This is a genomic window from Vreelandella sp. ssv (assembly GCF_059448525.1).
Map to the genome: position 1 here is coordinate 2,567,532 of NZ_CM182545.1, position 19,145 is coordinate 2,586,676.

At 52.9% G+C, this 19,145-nt stretch carries 14 protein-coding genes; all 14 read right to left on the reverse strand.

The window, feature by feature from the left end:
- Positions 1-7: 7 nt before the first annotated feature.
- The 14 genes from arsJ to AC5TBW_RS11800 all read right to left on the reverse strand — a co-directional run bounded on the left by arsJ (position 8) and on the right by AC5TBW_RS11800 (position 18,992).
- Positions 8-1,228, reverse strand: coding sequence for an organoarsenical effux MFS transporter ArsJ (arsJ, locus tag AC5TBW_RS11735; protein ID WP_495511958.1), 1,221 nt, complete (start codon positions 1,226-1,228; stop codon positions 8-10).
- 16 nt (positions 1,229-1,244) lie between these two features.
- On the reverse strand, positions 1,245-2,276 hold the full coding sequence (locus tag AC5TBW_RS11740) for an ArsJ-associated glyceraldehyde-3-phosphate dehydrogenase (RefSeq protein ID WP_495508745.1): 1,032 nt from the start codon (positions 2,274-2,276) through the stop codon (positions 1,245-1,247).
- 175 nt (positions 2,277-2,451) lie between these two features.
- A complete protein-coding gene (gene pstB, locus AC5TBW_RS11745; protein WP_495508746.1) occupies positions 2,452-3,291 on the reverse strand; it encodes a phosphate ABC transporter ATP-binding protein PstB in 840 nt (279 codons plus the stop codon).
- A 24-nt stretch (positions 3,292-3,315) separates the two neighbouring features.
- Entirely contained in the window at positions 3,316-4,482 is a 1,167-nt protein-coding gene (gene pstA / locus AC5TBW_RS11750; protein ID WP_495508747.1) for a phosphate ABC transporter permease PstA, read from the reverse strand.
- 18 nt (positions 4,483-4,500) lie between these two features.
- A complete protein-coding gene (gene pstC / locus AC5TBW_RS11755) occupies positions 4,501-5,751 on the reverse strand; it encodes a phosphate ABC transporter permease subunit PstC (protein WP_495508748.1) in 1,251 nt (416 codons plus the stop codon).
- 153 nt (positions 5,752-5,904) lie between these two features.
- Entirely contained in the window at positions 5,905-6,918 is a 1,014-nt protein-coding gene (locus AC5TBW_RS11760; protein ID WP_495508749.1) for a substrate-binding domain-containing protein, read from the reverse strand.
- 128 nt (positions 6,919-7,046) lie between these two features.
- A complete protein-coding gene (locus tag AC5TBW_RS11765) occupies positions 7,047-7,778 on the reverse strand; it encodes a sulfite exporter TauE/SafE family protein (protein ID WP_495508750.1) in 732 nt (243 codons plus the stop codon).
- Positions 7,779-7,822: 44 nt separating this feature from the next.
- Entirely contained in the window at positions 7,823-9,010 is a 1,188-nt protein-coding gene (locus tag AC5TBW_RS11770; RefSeq protein WP_495508751.1) for a multidrug effflux MFS transporter, read from the reverse strand.
- A gap of 178 nt (positions 9,011-9,188) precedes the next feature.
- The gene (locus tag AC5TBW_RS11775; protein ID WP_495508752.1) at positions 9,189-9,707 is read right to left on the reverse strand and encodes an STAS domain-containing protein; all 519 of its coding nucleotides are present in this window, start codon (positions 9,705-9,707) and stop codon (positions 9,189-9,191) included.
- Positions 9,697-10,890, reverse strand: a complete 1,194-nt coding sequence (locus tag AC5TBW_RS11780; RefSeq protein WP_495508753.1) for a PP2C family protein-serine/threonine phosphatase — start codon at positions 10,888-10,890, stop codon at positions 9,697-9,699. The genes AC5TBW_RS11775 and AC5TBW_RS11780 overlap by 11 nt, the downstream gene beginning before the upstream one ends.
- A gap of 8 nt (positions 10,891-10,898) precedes the next feature.
- Entirely contained in the window at positions 10,899-11,738 is an 840-nt protein-coding gene (locus AC5TBW_RS11785) for an MlaA family lipoprotein (RefSeq protein WP_495508754.1), read from the reverse strand.
- A 42-nt stretch (positions 11,739-11,780) separates the two neighbouring features.
- Positions 11,781-12,902: a beta-ketoacyl-ACP synthase III gene (locus AC5TBW_RS11790; RefSeq protein WP_495508755.1), complete on the reverse strand. Its 1,122-nt coding sequence runs from the start codon at positions 12,900-12,902 to the stop codon at positions 11,781-11,783.
- Between the two features lie 126 nt (positions 12,903-13,028).
- Complete coding sequence (gene hrpA / locus AC5TBW_RS11795; RefSeq protein ID WP_495508756.1) at positions 13,029-17,063, reverse strand: ATP-dependent RNA helicase HrpA; 4,035 nt, start codon at positions 17,061-17,063, stop codon at positions 13,029-13,031.
- A 258-nt stretch (positions 17,064-17,321) separates the two neighbouring features.
- The gene (locus AC5TBW_RS11800; RefSeq protein ID WP_495508757.1) at positions 17,322-18,992 is read right to left on the reverse strand and encodes an AMP-binding protein; all 1,671 of its coding nucleotides are present in this window, start codon (positions 18,990-18,992) and stop codon (positions 17,322-17,324) included.
- Positions 18,993-19,145 lie beyond the last annotated feature (153 nt).

Here is a 19,145-nt window from a genome sequence, read left to right on the forward strand (position 1 = left end):
CCGCTATCTACAATATTGAATCACTGCCTCGTGATAACGCTAACGCCATCGCTGAACTTGCCGCCACCAAGGCAGCCGATAACCACAGACAGGCACTCAGTCCGTAAGCCATATAAAGCCAACCCGACAGCAGCGTCCCCATCAAACGCCCCATGGCATTGGCCATATAGTAAAAGCCGACATCCATGGAAACGCCATCAGCACGGGCATAATGCACAATCAAATAGCTGTGCCAGCTGGAATTAATGGCAAACAGCACCCCAAAGGCGAGTAAGCCAATCACTAACCAACCAACTTGTGCTAACGGCAGCATCGCCAACACAATTGCCAGCACGGCCAGCGCCGCCGCCCACCCGGCAGTCAGCACTCGAATATCGCCTTTAATTAGCCGGGTTAATTTTGGTGCCTGGGTCTGCACCCCACCGTAACCAATCACCCATATCGCCAACAGCCCCCCCACGGTCCAGTGCGTCCAGCCATGCTGGTCGTATAGGAAGACCGGCAGTGCCACCACAAACCACACATCACGCGCTGCAAAAAGACAAAAACGCGCGGCGGAAAGCACGTTAATCGCGCGTGATTTTGAGAAAATTTCGGAGAACTTTGGCTTCACTTTTGGACGCCCGAGATCCGTCTTTAAACGCAGCAGCGAGAGCAGTAGTACGCATCCCAGCATCACCGCCATTACAAACACAGCAGCCTGGAAGCCAATCAATGTTAACAGCAGCCCACCGACAAAAAAGCCCAGCCCTTTTAGTGCGTTTTTAGAGCCGGTCAGCATGGCCACCCATCGGTAGAGCGAGCTACTGGCGTTCACACTCTCTTTAGGAACCAGTACCTTGACAGCGCTTTTAGCGCTCAATTTGTTAAGGTCTTTCGCAATGCCCGACAGCGCCTGAGCGGCCATGACCCAAGCAACGGTTAGCAGGCTTGCGGGCACCGTTAACATGGTCAGCGCAACAATCTGCAAACCCAAGCCCACATTCATGGTGCGGTTGAGCCCGAGGCGCGCGCCCAGCCAACCACCCACCAAATTGGTCACAACGCCAAAGGCTTCGTAGAACAAAAAGAGCATCGCGATGGCTAACGGCGAATAACCCAACTGGTGGAAATGCATCACCACCAGCATGCGAAGCGCGCCGTCTGTAATCGTAAACGCCCAGTAGTTGCCGGTAATCAGCATGTACTGGCGCACCTCGAAAGGTAGCGCCCTTACTCGCGTAAGCATTTTCAACAACGACGAATCAGCCACGCCCCACCTGCTCACGACCTACCATAAGAGCAAGCTCAGCAGTTCGGTTGGCATAGCCCCACTCGTTGTCATACCAGGCGTAGAGTTTTAGCTGCGTGCCATTGATCACCATGGTAGACAGCGCATCAATAATGGAGCTGCGGGGGTCAGTGCGGTAATCGATCGACACTAACGGGCGCTCTTCATAGCCCAGAATGCCTGCCAACGGGCCATCTGCTGCGACTTTCAATGCTGCGTTCACCTCGTCGACGGTGACTTCACGCTCAAGTTCAAACACCATATCGGTAAGCGATGCGTTAGCCAACGGGACACGAATCGCGTGGCCATTTAGCTTGCCTTCTAGCTCAGGGAATATGGCAGTGATGGCTTTCGCCGAACCCGTTGTGGTGGGAATCAGACTCATGCCGCAAGCACGAGCACGGCGAAGATCTTTATGCGGTGCGTCTAGAATTGTCTGTGTATTGGTGATGTCATGCACCGTAGTCATCGAGCCATGGCGTATACCAAAGGCTTCCAGAATGATTTTGACCACCGGTGCCAAGCAATTAGTGGTACAGCTGGCAGCAGTAACGATCTTATGCTGCAAAGGATCAAAGAGATGATCGTTCACCCCCAATACCACATTGAGCACGCTCGCTTCTTTCATAGGCGCGCTCACCACTACACGGCCAACGCCCTGGTCGAGATACGCCTGAAGCTTGTCAGTGGTTTTCATTTTGCCAGAGCACTCGATGACTACATCGCAGCTCGACCAATCGCTGTCCGAAATCGCTTTATTAGTGCTAAAGGCAACGGATTTTCCGTCGAAGATAATAGCGTCATCAGCGGTTGTGATACCCTTCCCAGGAGCCCAGTGGCCATGTACAGAATCAAATTCCAATAAGTGAGCAAAGGTTGCCGCATCGCCGCCCGGGTCATTAATGCGCACAAGTTCAACGTCACCCGTCGACACTTTTTGCCACAAAATTCTCAGCGCTAATCGGCCAATACGCCCCAACCCATTGATACCAATTCGAAGTGCCATGATGCCTCCTAGACTCTAAGTTCTATGGTGTCTATTTCCAGGTTTATGTTGTTAAAAATGTTCATTTCTAAAAAGAAAATCTCTCATATACGCATAAACATATATTAACGCATAAAAAAAACCCCACATTAAAAAAGCCCACCGTTGGATGATGGGCCTGCTTGAAAGACGTTAATTAACCGTAACGACCGGAAATATAGTCTTCAGTTTTTTTCTTAGCGGGGGTTGAGAACATCACTTTGGTATCGTTGTACTCAATAATTTCACCCAGGTGGAAGAACGCCGTGTAATCCGCCACTCGCGCCGCCTGCTGCATATTGTGCGTCACGGTGATGATGGTGAACTGCTCTTTCAGTTTGTCCATCAAATCTTCGATGGTCGCAGTCGAAATCGGGTCAAGCGCCGACGTTGGTTCATCCATCAAAATCACATCAGGCTGAACGGCAATAGCACGGGCGATACATAAGCGCTGCTGTTGACCACCCGACAGCGAAGTACCGGGTTCTTGTAGCTTGTCTTTCACTTCGTTCCAAAGGCCAGCGCTACGCAATGCCTTTTCAACCAGCTCATCCTGCTCTGCTTTACGACTGACCAAATCGTGCATACGTGGTGCATAGGCGACATTTTCATAGATCGACTTAGGAAAGGGGTTCGGCTTTTGGAAGACCATGCCCACCCGACGACGCAGCGCCACTTCATCCATTTTAGGCGCATTAACGTCTAGCCCGTCCATCTCAACCAACCCTTCGGTACGTACACTGGGAATCAAGTCATTCATACGATTCAAGCAGCGTAAGAAGGTCGACTTACCACACCCGGAAGGGCCAATTAGCGCCGTCACATTTTTCTGGAACAGATCAATATTAAGGTTATTCAACGCTTGGTTTTTGCCATACCACAGGTTCAAATCTCGAACTCGGATACTCAAATCGTGGCAGGCTTGATCGTTACGCGTGTAGGGCTGCCCAACCGCAGGTGCATGCTGGTCGTTCATTACAGGTGCTCGGCTATTCATAGTCATGTCCTCTATCGCGCTGGCCTACCAGCGACGCTCAAATTTCTTACGTAACACAACGGCGAAGGCGTTAAGTGAGATGAGTATGGTGAGTAGCACCAAAATACCGCCGGCTGTTTTCTCTACAAACGCTTGCTCAGGCTCGCCTGACCAAGTAAATATCTGTGCAGGCATAACGGTGGCCGCGTTAGTAAAGGATGCGCCGACATCGGGGATAAAGGCCACCATGCCCACGATTATCAGCGGCGCCGTTTCACCCATCGCTTGCGCAAGGCCGATGATGGAGCCCGTCATAATACCCGGCATTGCCAACGGCAAAACGTGGTCGCGTACCACTTGCCAGCGAGAACACCCCACCCCAAAAGCGGCATGACGAATGGAGTCCGGTACGCTACGTAGCGCAGTTCGCGTTGAGATAATAATCACCGGCAATGTCATTAGCGCCAGCGTCATACCACCGGCCAGAGGCGAAGAACGTGGCACCCCAAAGAAGTTGATAAAAATAGACAAGCCCAGCAAACCAAATAAGATCGAGGGAATCGCGGCTAGGTTATTGATATTAATTTCAATCGCTTGGGTAAAGCGGTTATCCGGTGCAAACTCTTCCAGGTAAACTGCCGTCATGACGCCGATGGGAAACGAAATCGCCAGCGTGACGATCATCGTCATCACGGTGCCCACCACTGCCGATATAATCCCGGCATATTCGGCGATTTTTGAATCACCATTGGTAAAAAACGTGGTATTAAAACGCATATCCACTTGGCCAGACTCAACCCGCTCATCAATGGCGGCCTGCTGTTCGGGGCTTAAGCTATTTCGGTGCCCCTTTAAGTATTGATCCACTTCGCTGGTCGCCAATACCCAATCGTTTTCGCTGGTGCCGATCATGGCAGGATTGTTGCGAAGCTCCATCGGTATTACGCGCACCATCGTGCGACTGATGATGGGCAGTAGCTCTTCATCAAACGCCCGCCGTCCGTCAGTTTCTGCTTCTTCGGTGTAGTTGATCTCGACTTGAATATACGCCTGCTGAAAAGCGGGAAGACCTTTATTCAGCATATCGGCAAAAAACAGCACCAGAAAAAGACCCGCGAGACCTAACGACCCCATGGTTATCCACTTAAGCCGGGCAGACTTTCGGTGGCGCTTTTTTAGCTGCTGGCTGATTTCGTCAAAAGTATGGCTCATCGAAACAGTTCCTCAGCGTTACAGGTTATTCACGCGGTATTTTTCGCGGAAACGACGGATCATCAAAACCGACACCAAATTAAGCACAAGTGTAATAACGAACAGCACCAACCCTAGTGCAAAGGCTGACAGTGTTTCTGCGCTTTCAAACTCTTGGTCCCCGGTAAGCGCGGCAACAATACGCACGGTCACCGTGGTCATATCTTCCAGCGGATTAGCAGTAAGATTGGGGCGCATACCTGCGGCCATGACCACAATCATGGTTTCACCCAGCGCGCGCGACATACCCAGGAGTGCTGCTGAAATAATACCCGGCAGAGCAGCGGGAATGACCACGTCTCGAATGGTTTCACCTTTGGTCATGCCTAGTGCCAGCGACCCTTGGCGCATACTATCCGGCACCGAGTTGATTACATCGTCAGACAACGATGAGATAAACGGAATAATCATAATCCCCATCACGACACCTGGGGCGACGGCGTTATTGTAAGAAGCGTCGAGCCCAAAAAATCCGGCGATGTTGACGATAATAGGCGCTACCGTAATCGCGGCAAAAAAGCCGTAAACCACCGTAGGTATACCCGCCAGAACTTCAAGCACCGGCTTAGCAACGGTGCGCACATTACGCGGGGCATACTCGGACATATAAATCGCCGAGAGCAGGCCGATAGGAACAGCGACCAGCATGGCGATAGCGGTAATCATAAAGGTACCGGCAAACAGCGGCACTGAGCCAAACTCCGCCCCACTCCCATCGCCACGACCCGCTGACGCTAAAAAGCTCGCGCCTGGGTTCCATGTGGTGCCAGTAATAAACTCCCAGAAGCTGTGCATTTGGAAAAAGCGCAGCGCCTCGGAAATGATCGAGAACAAAATGCCGAACGTAGTAAAAATCGAGATTAACGCTGCACCGGCTAAAGCCATGCGGATGACCCGCTCAATGGCCTGGCGGGCATGAAAATCAGGCTTTACTTGGTTAAGACTTACCATCAGCCCTATGGCTGCTACCACCAGACTCGCTGCCAGCAAATAGAGCATGGGTATATCGGCGCCCATTAAAAGCAGCACAAAAGCCCCCAGCGTACTCACCAGTACGGCTGGGCCTGCGGTCGAGAGCACGGTAAACCAAGCGTATTGGTCTGGCTGAGCAAACATCGCCGTACCCGCGCTACGTAAACGAGTGGCTTTTGAACGGCCAGCAAAAAACGCCAGCAGCCCCAGCAGTAGTAACGCACCGCAAAAAATCAGAAGAAGCTGGTTAGTCTGCATCGAATTTCTCTCGCATTACTTAATGAAATCGTATTGGCGACTACTTTGGGGCACAAACATTACAACAATGTGACAAACGCCAATATATCGCTGTCATAAAACGAAAGGCCGACAGCTTTCGCTGCCGACCATTTTCATTCCCAACTTAACGACTTACTTAAGAACGTCTACTGTCATCGTAGTACGATCTGCTACCGCTTCACGCCACTCTTCACGTTCGTCTTCCGGCAGTGCGATCAAGCCGATATCTTTCAAATAACCATCTGAGCCGATCATCATCTCGCTCATAAACATGTCGACGTAGTCATACATCGGCGGAACTTCTTCAGCGTGCTGGTTCTTCACGTAGAACCACAGTGAACGCGCGATAGGATAGTCACCGGAGCTGATTGCGTCAGCTTCAGGCGCCACACCGTCAATGGTAGCAGCGCTGATGGTGTTCATGTTTTCTTCTAGGAAGGAGTAACCGAAGATACCAAAGGCGCCAGTGTCTTCTGCTAGACGCTGAACGATCAGGTTGTCGTTTTCACCTGCATCGATGTAAACACCGTCAGAGCGAATATCGGTGTAGCCTTCTTCGCCATAAATTTCCATTTCTGAAGAGGCACTTTCCATCACTAGCTCTTCAAAAGCGTCACGTGTACCGGAAGTCGTTGGCGGACCATAGATGGAGATTTCGCGATCAGGCAAAGCTGAGTCGATCTCGCTCCAGTTGGTGTAGGGGTTTTCAACCAATTCACCGTCAACCGGCACCATGGCAGCGACCGCCATGAAGATCTGCTCACGAGTTAAAGCAACGTCATCGTTTTCACTTGATTGACCAAGCACGATACCATCAGAGCCGATTTTGGCTTCGGTGATATCGGTGACGCCATTCTCTTCACAACGCTCAAACTCTGCTACTTTCATGCGGCGTGAAGCGTTAGTAATGTCTGGCGTGCCTTCGCCAACACCGTTACAGAACAGACGCAAACCACCGCCCGAACCGGTTGATTCGATAACGGGTGTCGGGTTGCCGGTAGTGGCACCGAACTCTTCAGTTACGTAGCTGGCAAACGGGTAAACGGTACTGGAGCCCACGATACGGATTTGATCACGGGCTTGCGCAACACCGGCAACGCTCATTACGGCAGCCGCGATAACGGTGGTTTTTAGAATACGGTTCATGCGAAAAACTCCTGTTCATGTAGGGATCTAACCTTCGCAAGGCATACCTTGCACTGGTTCCATGACAACTTCATGACAGTGAGTCATACGCGAAATTTTTTTTGCTGCGCGGAGAAATTCGCTTTGGTTTATAGCAGCAAACCCAGTGCCGCCAAGGTACACAAAGCCAACGAAGCGCCTTGCAGTAAGCGTCTATCCAAGCGATGGGCAATGGCGTCCGCCACTGCGTTACCTACCAGTACCGCGGGCAGGAAGGTAAGCGCAACCTGGAAATGCCATAACTGAATTTGGTTAGCAAAGGCGAGAGTAATAATGGTCAACAGTGAGGTCAAAATAAAAAAGGCCGCCAGGTTTCCCCGCACCCGATCAGCAGGCAACCCGTGCATTAATATCACCATGGGCGGGCCACCGATGGCAGCCACGGTGCCAAAAATACCTGATAGCACACCAGCGCCGAATAGCGTTATTCGATTTACCGGCAGCCTAAATCGGCACAGCGTCACCAGCACAGCAAACAGTACGATGATGGCGATTAGCTTTTCTAACAGGAACATCGGCGCGGCGAGCAGCAGCCAAATACCTAGCGCATTGCCAGGCAGGCGACCTACTAACGCCATACCAATGGAATCCAGACGCACCTCGTGCCAATAGTGACGCACCATCATTAACGAAACGGTAAAGCCAAACAGCACTAAAATGACCGGCACCAACCGTGGTTCAAGCATCAGCAGCAGCGGCGCCCCGATAACGGCCAAACCGAAACCGGTCGCGCGCTGGACAAAGGCCCCCAGCAGCAGCACTGCTGCGCAAGCTAACCAAGTACTCATCGGCATATTGACCCAAGCCAGCATGCTATCCATCACGGCTGTTCATTCTTATTACTCATTCCTACGATTCACCGCTGTTACTCGCTTACAACGGGTGCCTTGGTTAATTTACGCACACCGATATTGCCCAGCAGCGCAGCCCCCAGCATGGTGAGCACCATTGGCCAGAGATGCTCAACTTCGAATAGCCCTACCATCACGCCAGCGAGCGCTCCGCAGGTAAACTGGATGCCGCCTAACAGTGCCGTGGCCGTAGCGCTGATATGGCCAAAATGATCCAACAAGGATGAGATGGCATTAGGTGTAATCAAACCAATCATGCCGGTAAACAGCATAATCAGAGGAACCACGACCATTAGCGACGCAATGTTAAGTGCAGTGACCGTGACGAGCCCAAGTGCAGCGATTAACTGAATGAGCAGACCTAGTCGCAAATTTTGCTGAGGTGTACGCTTACGCAATAGATGTATATTGACTCGATTAGAAAGCGCAATCACCACGACGTTAACCCCGAATACAATCGGATAGGTACTTGGCGAAAGACCAAAATAGTCGAGATAGAGAAACGGCGAAGCGGTGACAAAGGCAAAAAGTCCCGCAAACGAAGCCGCTACCGCACAGATATACCCCATTCCTTCCCGATGCTTGAGCACACTAGCGTAGTTGCGTATGACTTGACGGGGTGAGGCTGCCGGTAATGACATATCGCGGGTTTCGGGTAGCCGTGTACCCAACAACCAGAGCAAGAACCCCGCATACACGGCGAGAAAAACGAAGATCAGCCACCAGCCAGCAATATGTAATAACAGGCTGCCGACTGCAGGCGCCACCAGAGGCGCTAACATCATGATCATTGCCATCGTCGACATGACTTTGGCGGCCTCTCGACCGCTAAAGCAGTCGCGCACAATCGCTGCCGAATTCACTACACAAGCACCGCCTCCCAGTGCCTGCACAAATCGCCAGGCCAGCAACGAGGGCAGACTATCAACAGTGGTGATAGCTAGACTAGCCAGCATAAACACCACCAGCCCGCCCAGTAGTACAGGCTTTCTCCCCATACGATCCGATAATGGCCCAAAACATAGCTGGCCCAGTGCAAAGCCAAATAAAAACACGCTAATGGAAAGTTCCGTGCGATGAATGCTAGCCCCAATACTCTCGGCGATGATTCCCATCGCAGGCAAATAGGCGTCGATCGCAAAGGGGGCAAGCGCCGTGTTGGCAGCAACTAACAACGCTACACGGCGGGGATTAAGATGCATGGGTCTCCTTACGGCGATAACGAACGCGCGGGAATAGATAGGCCGCTAATCATAGCCGATTTTCAGGCACTTGTCGGGGCTAAACGCTATCGAGGCAGCGTTATCGCAGCAGGTGATTACGGTGGATCACCGCTGCGATAGCGCTGAGAAAAAGTCAGGTCAGAGTAAAGGTAAATGTTTATTGATGCGTGGGGGCGTCTTGCGACTCAAGCATGTCAACCAGCGGCTGAAACTGCTCGCGGTTATGCTCGTTCATATGCATCAAAATGCGATGAGCTTCCAGGATACGGTCACGCAGCCCCTCTTCATCGGCAGGCTCTTCAGGTAACTCTTCGAGAGCATCGTTCAGCGTTGTTGCTTGCTGTAGAGGTGCTTCCATCAGCGTAAAAAAGCGCGCAAAACCCATCACGTCCAGCATTTTTCGAACGTCATCATTATCGACAATAATCGTCGGTGGCTGCTCTAAGCGCCCTTTTACTGCCATGGCGACCTTGGCTAAGAAACCCAACGCAGTAGAGTCCACGTTGGTGGCCTCGCGCAGGTCAATCAGCACGACACGCAACCCCGGTGTCTCAGCGAGACGTTGGGCTTGGGTATCGAGTGTCGCACAAAGTGTCAAACGCACATCGCCACACAGCTTTAAAACAAAAACACCAGAATCGAACGCCGCTTTAATGCGGCCTTCTTCAATCAGCATGACCAAATCCGCTCACCATCATGATTGTTAGATCATCGGGTAAAGCATCGCGTTCCTGGTTAGCATCGAACTCTGCATCCCCTTCTGCAAGGAGAGCATTTGTTTCTGCTAGCCGATCGCGCAACTGCTCAAGCGTGACACTCTCGCTTACTAATTGCTCAAGCTCCTTGAGCCGCGTGTCGAGCGTTTTACCCGGCAAGCATTCCAATACACCGTCTGAGCAAAGCCATAAACGGAAGTCGTTCGGCAATGCACAGCTAAGTGAAGGATACTCCACATCGGGGAAAAGGCCTACCGGCATTCCTTCGCCTTCAAGACGTCTTAGCTCTCCTTCTGCTGCTAAAAGCGGCATGGGAAGCTGAGCGCCGAGCGAATAGTGCAGAGTATGCGCCTCATGGTCAATAACCCCGACAAATAAGGTGGCATGTTTGCCGATATCCGTACCCTGCAATTCCCGGTTCATGGCCTTTAGCCAATCCGGTGGCAGCTTTTCCGGCTGCTGGCCGTCCCACTCACTCAGCCAACGATTACATAAATATTTGAGCAGCACCGTGACAAAGGCCGACGACGCGCCATGTCCCGACACATCGGCAAAATAGAAGGCGCTATATCGCTCGTTATAGCGTTGATAGTCTAAAAAATCACCGGACAGATAGAGCGAAGGCGCAAACACATAGTCGTAATACACCCCGTTGATGATTTTTGGACGCAGTGGCAGCAAACGCCGTTGGATATGGCCGCCACTCTGCTGATCCATACGCAGTAGCGCCAAATGCGTCTCTAGGCTCTCGTTTAACTCCGCGAGACGCTCGTGATCACGCTCACGCTCAAGGGCCAAATCATTCAGCTCGATGGCTTTACGGATCATGCGCCGCAGCAACTCGGCATGGCGCAGAGGGTGGACGATATAATCCACCAGCCCTACGTCAATAGCTTTTATAAGGTCAGCGTCTTGGCGAGATTCACTCACGACCAGCGTCGGCAAACGTCGTGTTAGCTGCGACCACTGCTGGCGCGGTACTGCTCTCGCGTGGGCCACAATCAGCGACGTATCCGCAGGCAAGTGGTCGATGTCTTCAGCGGCAAATACCCACATGTCGTCGCAGGTAATTGCTTCGGCCAGCGCGTCGCGCTCTCGACCCGGCTCGTCGATCACGGCGATCAACTGCTTAGAATGCGCCATCATAAGCCTCAATCGGCGTTATTTTCGCCACCAACGCTGTCTTCACCAGCGTCGCTGTCTTCAAAGTCACTGTCATCAAAGTCGCTATCATCAAAGTCAAAGGTATCGCTGGCAAAGGGGTCATCGCCCAATTCTCCATCGCGCACCTCGAACTGGCGGCTCTGTAAGTAAGCGTCACGAATAAAGCGGTAGCGATCACCGCGAATCAACTCCTCCTGGTCGAGCAACCCCGCTCGGGTGTCAATCAAGTTGAGCGCTGTCAGGCTTATGCGAACAGTATCATCATCTATGTAGGTAACCGGATACGCGGCTATGTCAGCAGGTAAGCCCGTGGTATCACGCAATGTACTGGGACCCAAGAAAGGCAGCACCAAATAGCGTGAATCATCCCAGCCCCATACCGCCAACGTTTGGCCAAAATCCTCTTTATCCGCAGTAATTTCCATCAACGTTGCGTAATCTAACAACCCGCCAATACCCACAGTGGAGTTAATCAGAAAGCGTGAGGTAGCGAGACCTGCGTTAGCGGGCTTACCTTGAAGCACGCTATTAAGCGCGGTGCGTACTTCGCCTAAGTTAGAGAAAAAGTTGCCTACCCCCGTTTCCACCGGATCAGGGGTAATAGTTCGATAGCCTCTTGCCACCGGCTTAAGCGCGTAACGATCCAATACATCGTTGAACGCAAACACTTTGCGGTTAAAACCTTCCCATGGGTCGTCTGGGTTGGTGCTTTCTGCCGTTTGTGTACTGGCACAACCGCCGCTTGCTAATAACGCCACCAGCAATAGCGGCAACCCTTTTGAGCGCCACGTCAGCGTTGACTTATCGTTACTTAAACACTGCCACATGACATTTTCCTTTTTCCGATTCCGCAGCACGCTGACAGAGAGCTACACCCGCCGAATGACGACACTGCCCGCGCTATAGCCTGCTCCAAATGAACAAATCACACCAATATCACCCTGATTGAACTGCTCGCGATGAAGGTGAAACGCGATAATGGAGCCCGCTGAGCTGGTGTTTGCATAGCGATCTAAAATGATCGGTGCCTGGGCTTCAGTTGGGTCATACCCCAACACTTTACGAGCAATTAAATCGTTCATATGTCGGTTAGCTTGGTGCAGCCACATGCGTTTCAGGTCGTTTCCGTTTAACTCCAAGGACGCCAAATGGTCGGTGATCAATTTGGCCACCATTGGGCATACTTCTTTAAATACTCGCCGCCCTTCCTGCACGAACAGCTTATCCAAGACCAGCGGATCACTGTCCGTCACGCGATTTAAAAAACCTGCATTATTGCGAATCGCGTTGGAAAATTTAGTGACCAAACGCGTACCGAGAATTTCATACTGCTCATCAGCAACGGCAACAGCGCTATTTTCTAGTACCACAGCGGTACAAGCATCGCCGAAAATGAAGTGGCTGTCACGGTCTCGAAAATTAAGATGCGCTGAGCAGATCTCAGGGTTGACCACCAGCGCGCGCTTAACGCTACCGGAGGCTATCGCATTTGCCGCTGTTTCCAAAGCAAACGTGGCTGAACTGCAGGCCACATTCATATCAAACCCATAGCCACTTGTTCCCAGTGCTTGCTGCACTTCAACTGCCACGGCAGGATAGGCACGCTCAAGGTTTGAGCAGGCAACAATCACTAGCTCGATATCAGCGGCATCCACTTGAGCGGCGGCCATTGCCTGGCGTGCAGCCTCGACCGCCATCTCACACTGAAGCGAGGGCTCGTCGTTACTCCGCTGTGGCAGTTTAGGCCGCATACGCTGTGGGTCAAGGATACCTGACGCATCGAGTACATAGCGGCTCTGAATCCCAGACGCCTTTTCAATAAACTCGCTGCTTGAGTGTGCCAGCGGCTCGCGTTCTCCCCTCGCAATGGCCTCGGCGTGCTGCTCGTTTTCACCATCTACCCAAGCATTAAATGCCGCCACCAGGGCCGCATTATCAATGGCGTGTTCCGGTGTATAGAGTCCTGTACCGGTAATCACCGCATGTGTCATGCCAATCTCCTTTAAGCGGCGTGCCTATATGGCCGGCCATTAATGGCTAGCGCATACCTGCGACGAACCCATAACGTTACTGTGTGCGTAAAATAGCGCTTTTTCCAGCAACTTTTTAACCACTTGCTAAACGCTGATAATCTCTTGCCAGTGCTTTTCAAGGCGCTTCACCGATACGGGCATACGGGTACCCAACTGCTGCGCAAAGAGTGACACCCTGAGCTCTTGCAGCCACCAGCCAAAAGTCACTAGCGTCGGGTCTTCTACGCTCCCTCGCCGCTCACTTTTTCGACGGGCATCAAAACGGGCCTCTAATGCCTGAACATCCTGCATCATCATTTGATCCCGACCGCGTTCACGAGCGGCTTTTTCAAGCCGCAGTAGCGCCGCCTCGGTGTAGCGTGGATATTCATCCAGCCACTCACCGGCATCGCTTATAAACCCTGGGTAAACCAAACGCTGCATTTGCGCACTAACATCGCTGTACACCAGCGCCAAGGCAAAATTGAGCTTACCTTTTAGCACCTTGCTGACTGCTAAATGCCCTTGCAGCGCGGCTTCCACTTTCACCAACAGTGCTTTTGCCTCTTCAACAAGCTGATTCTGAGTGGCTGTCAGCCGCTGATCAAACTCGCCTTCTGAACGCGGCAGCGGGTGCTGCGCGACGACCTGGGTAAACACCGCTAGCAGCAGGTCTTCAATCAAAGCCTGCTTACTGCCCACTTTGGCAAATAGCAGTGCGCACTTCTCCACACCGGGCAATTGCTTAATTGCTTTAACCTGTTCGGGCAGTTTGGCGATCGCCAGTCGGGCGATGCCCTCCTGGTGTGCGGCTTCAGCTTTTGCCGGGTGATCAAACAGCGCGACTTTGAACTCGCTGGCGCCGGCGCCCCTGGCTTCAGCGATCCTGTTTTCAGCAACCAGTGCAGGATACGCCTCTACGCGAATACCTGCCTGTGTCGTGACACGCGACGCAGGCAGCGGCGCCTTGGGCAGGCCAGCAACGGCAGGCTCAGAACTCACCTGTTCGGCCAGCGCCTGGGCGCCAGCGCTGGCTGCAGCCTCAAAGCGCTGCTCCAGCGCCCGCAGATCACGTCCCTGGCCAAGGGTTTCGCCCGCATGATCCACCACACGAATATTCATGCTCAAATGCGGTTCGAGCAAATCCAAACGCCAGTCGTCAGGATGCACCCGCGTTGATGTACGGCGGCGAATAAATTCCCCTAACGCCTCGGTTAACGGGCGTTGATCGGGCACCAAGGTTTCCAGCGCGGCATCCACCCAGTCGGGGATCGGCACTACCTGGCGACGAATGCTTTTCGGGAGCGACTTCAGCAGCGCAATACACTTTTCGCGCAACAACCCCGGCACCAGCCACTCCAGCGAATGCATCGGCACTTGCGGCAGCATAGCGGCGGGAACGGTCAGAGTGACCCCGTCATCTTCAGCTTCCGGGTCAAAGTGGTAGCTCACCGGATAGGCTACGCCAGCAAGGGTTAAATGATCAGGATACTGCGTCTGGGTAACGTCGTCCGCATCGCGTGCTTTAAGCGAATCAATATCAAAATGCAGCAATTGCGGGTCTTGCTGCTCGGCCTGCTTGCGCCAGTGCTCAAAACCCTTGCCGTTGACAATGTCGGCCGGGATCCGCCGGTCGTAAAAGTCATAGAGCGTGTCTTCATCGACCAGAATATCCCGCCGCCGAGCACGATCCTCCAGGGCTTCGACTTGGTCAATCAGCGCGCGGTTATGGGCAAAGAAAGCCCCTTTGGTGTGAAATTCCCCTTCCACCAGCGCCCGGCGTATAAACAACTCTCGGGACTCCTGGGGCGCGATTGATCCGTAGTGCACCCTACGCCTCGCCACAATCGGCAGTCCAAACAATGTGACCTGCTCAAAAGCCACCACCTGGGCGCGTTTCATCTCCCAATGCGGTTCGCTGTAGCTGCGCTTAACCAAGTGCTGCGCCTGGGGCTCAATCCACTGCGGTTCGATTTTGGCCACGGTGCGGGCAAATAGCTTGGAGGTTTCCACCATCTCAAACGCCATTATCCATTTGGGCGACTTCTTGGCCAACCCAGAACCGGGGTGGATCATAAATTTACGATTGCGAGCGCCGAGATACTCACGGTTCTCCACCAGCGTACCCAAATTGGAGAGTAGCCCTGAAAGCAGCGCCTGGTGAACTTTACCGGAGGTTTTACGTCGTGCCTGCTTAGCCTGCTCTTCGCTCTCCTCTTCATCACGGACAGGAGGCGCGGGCACGTCGATATCCATATCGCGTAGCAGTTGACGCAGTTGGCGGAAGGTATCGTGCCACTCGCGCATGCGCAGGTAGTTGATGTAGTGGTCGCGGCACCAACGGCGCAGTTGATTGCCCGACAGGGCCTCCCGGGCGTTCTCAATGCCGTGCCAGAGGTTCAGCAAGGCGACAAAATCTGAATCAGGATCGTGCCAGCGCTGGTGGGCTTGATCGGCGGCTTGGCGCTTATCCGCTGGTCGGTCACGTGGGTCTTGAATAGCCAGCGCCGAGACCACGATCAGTACATCACGCAGGCTGCCGAATTCAGCGCCCGCCAACACCATGCGCGCTAGGCGTGGGTCAATCGGCAGCCGCGCCAGCTTACGGCCAAGCGGCGAGAGATGCTGTCGCTCATCGACGGCACCCAGCTCGAACAGCAGTCGAAAGCCATCTTTAACAAAGCGGCTATCAGGGGGATCTACAAACGGAAATGCCTCAATATCGCCAAGCTTGAGCCCCAGCATCGAGAGAATCACCGACGCCAGGTTGGTGCGCTGAATTTCAGGGTCGGTAAAACCAGGTCGGGATAAAAAATCCTCTTCACTGTAGAGGCGAATACACACGCCTTCGGCAATCCGGCCACAGCGCCCCTTACGCTGATTGGCGCTGGCTTGGCTTACCGCTTCCACCGGTAGGCGCTGTATTTTGGAGCGGTAGCTATAGCGACTGATACGCACCAGTCCTGGGTCGATCACGTAGCGAATGCCCGGCACCGTTAGCGAGGTTTCCGCGACGTTGGTGGCCAGCACGATACGCCGCCCTCGGTGAGGCGCAAACACGCGATTCTGCTCTTCATTGGAGAGTCGGGCGTAAAGCGGCAGAATCTCTGTACCCTTTAAATCGGCACGGCGCAAAATATCGGCAGTTTCACGAATTTCACGCTCGCCGGGTAAGAACACCAGCACATCCCGGGGGCCATGCAACCAGCCTTTCTCACGCTCAATAGTTTCAATCTCACCCACCGCGTGCAGAATTCCCTCTTGCAGCGTGCGGTCTTCCTCATCCTCGTCGTCACGTATTAGCGGCTGATAGTGCACCTCAACGGGATAAGTACGCCCGGTGACTTCAACGACCGGGGCGGGCGTTGTCGCAGTGCCAAAGTGTTTGGCAAAGCGATCAACGTCAATCGTCGCTGAGGTAATGATGATTTTCAGGTCGGGGCGCTTAGGTAGCAAACGCTTTAAATAGCCGAGCAGAAAATCAATATTCAGGCTACGTTCGTGAGCTTCATCGATAATGATGGTGTCGTAGCGCAGCAGCAGCGGATCGTGCTGGGTCTCGGCCAGCAAGATCCCGTCGGTCATCAATTTAACCAACGTGCTCGGGCTGCTCTGGTCGGTGAAGCGCACCTGATAACCTACTTGTTCACCCAGAGAGACCTGTAGCTCTTCGGCCAAACGCCCTGCAACGCTGCGGGCAGCCAGACGACGCGGCTGGGTGTGACCAATCAAACCACGGCGACCTCGCCCAAGCTCCAGGCACATTTTAGGTAGCTGTGTGGTTTTGCCTGAGCCGGTCTCCCCTGCCACCACCACCACTTGGTGATCGCGTATCGCGTTAACGATATCGTCTTTGCGTTCGACTACCGGTAGCTCGGTCGGATAATTAAACGCGACTTGCTGGGCTTCACGCAGGCTAAGCTGCTGCTGAGAGCGATGGAGTTCACGCTGCACTTCATCCAAACCACGGCTGATGGGCTTGTTGTCGCGCTGACGGCGGTACAAGACCGCCAAGCGGCGCTCCAGCCGCTCTGCATCGCGCAGCATCACACTCCCGGCCGCCTGTTGCAGCGACGCGAGACGTTGGCTATCGGTGGGGGCTGGGGATGTGTCGGTGGTCACGATTGAGTCGGCTTCCATTCACTTGGGCATTTAACAATAGACATTTAACGAGAGATATAAAAAATCAACCCGCTCAATTGAGCGGGTCTTATACAAAGTTCATTAGCACAGGTCATTAGTGTAACGCTTTCAGCAGCTCGACGCCTAACCACTCAGTTAGTAGTAAGTGAACGAGTCCAGGTTTGCACAAGGACGCTATGAACCCATCCATGTCGAAAGACCCTTATTACAACCTGTCCTCATCTACGTACCAAGTGTTTATTAATAACGATCTGATTAGGTTTTTGACGGCTCCTCATCACGCAGCTGGCGGCGGAGCACTTTGCCCACATTGGTTTTGGGCAGCTCATCTCGAAACTCGATGATCTTAGGCACCTTATAACCGGTTAGCTCTTTTTTGCACCAGTCACGCAGCGTTTTCTCGTCAAGCTGGCTATTTCTGCTCACCACAAATAGTTTAATTGCTTCACCAGCATGTTCATCCGGCACCCCCACCGCTGCCGATTCAAGGACATCCGGGTGGGCGGCAACCACATCCTCAACCTCGTTGGGATAAACGTTGAAGCCAGAAACCAGGATCATGTCTTTTTTACGATCGACAATGCGAATATAGCCATCATCCTGCAGCACGGCGATATCACCGGTGTGAAACCAGCCGCTCTCATCTATAGAAATACGAGTTTCCTCTTCGCGCTGCCAATAACCTTTCATCACCTGAGGCCCTTGAACGCACAGCTCGCCAGGCTCGCCCATTGGCACCGCGTTGCCATCCGCATCGACGACTTTTACAACGGTACCTGCTACCGGCTTACCAATGGTGCCCAACTGAATCGCATCGGAGGGATTGAAGCTTACAATAGGTGATGTTTCCGTTAAGCCGTAGCCTTCGGCTATCGGGCAGCCGGTGGTTTGTTCCCAACGCTGCGCGGCCGCTTTGGTAAGCGCCATACCGCCTGAGATTGTCAGCTTCAGCTTAGAAAAATCCAGCTGTTTAAAATCGTCCCGATTACATAGCGCATTAAATAGCGTATTGAGGCCAATGAAAGCGGTGAACGGTAGTCCCTTAAGCTCTTTAACAAAACTATCCAAATCGCGAGGATTGGTGATGAACAAAGAGTGGCTGCCCGTTTCCATCAAAAATAAGCAGTTAACGGTAAATGTGTAGATGTGATAAACCGGCAGGGGCGCAATAATCAGCTCTTCACCATCGTTCAGATGAGGTCCTATGGCTTCGCGTGCCTGCAGCATGTTGGCAATCAGATTACGATGTGTGAGCATCGCCCCTTTTGGCATCCCCGTCGTGCCGCCGGTGTATTGAAGCGCAGCTAAATCGTCGGGACTTCTCTTAACCTCAGTATGCGTTAGCGAGGCACCTTTTTTCAGCGCATCCCGAAAGCCGGTCGCACTGGGTAGCGAATAAGCTGGCACCATTTTTTTAACGTGCTTCACTACGGCATTGATCAACCAGCGCTTGGGTACATCATGTAAATCAGCTAACTGGGTGATCAAAACGTGCTTGATGTCAGTTTTATCGAGCACTTTCTCCAGTTTATCCGCCATATTGGCCAAGATTAAAATGGCCTTAGCGTTGGAGTCTTTGAACTGGTTAGCCATTTCCCGCTCGGTATATAGCGGGTTGGTGTTCACCACTACCAGCCCCGCTCGAAGCGCGCCAAATACCGCCACCGGAAACTGCAGTACATTCGGTAATTGGATAGCAATTCGATCCCCAGGGACGAGGTCGGTTTCGTGCTGCAGCCAAGCAGCAAAGTCTGCTGATAGGCGATCAAGGTCGGCGAAGGTCAACGTTTTCCCCATACAGGAAAATGCAGGCTTGTCCTTAAAACGCTCTACTGCGGTATGAAAAACATCCGTGACTGAATCATATTGATCCAACCCTTCAAGCGCTGGGCCACGTAAAACGGCGGCGTTGGCGTGTTCGCTCATGGGCAATCTCCGCTATCCATGTCGGCGTGCTCACCGACCTTGTTGTTGTCGCTAGGCTTGTCGCAAAGTACAGACGCCCAACAATATACGACCCACGACAGGCTGTAAAACGATCGATTGAAACTTACGTTTCAACTTTAGCTCTAGTGCTCG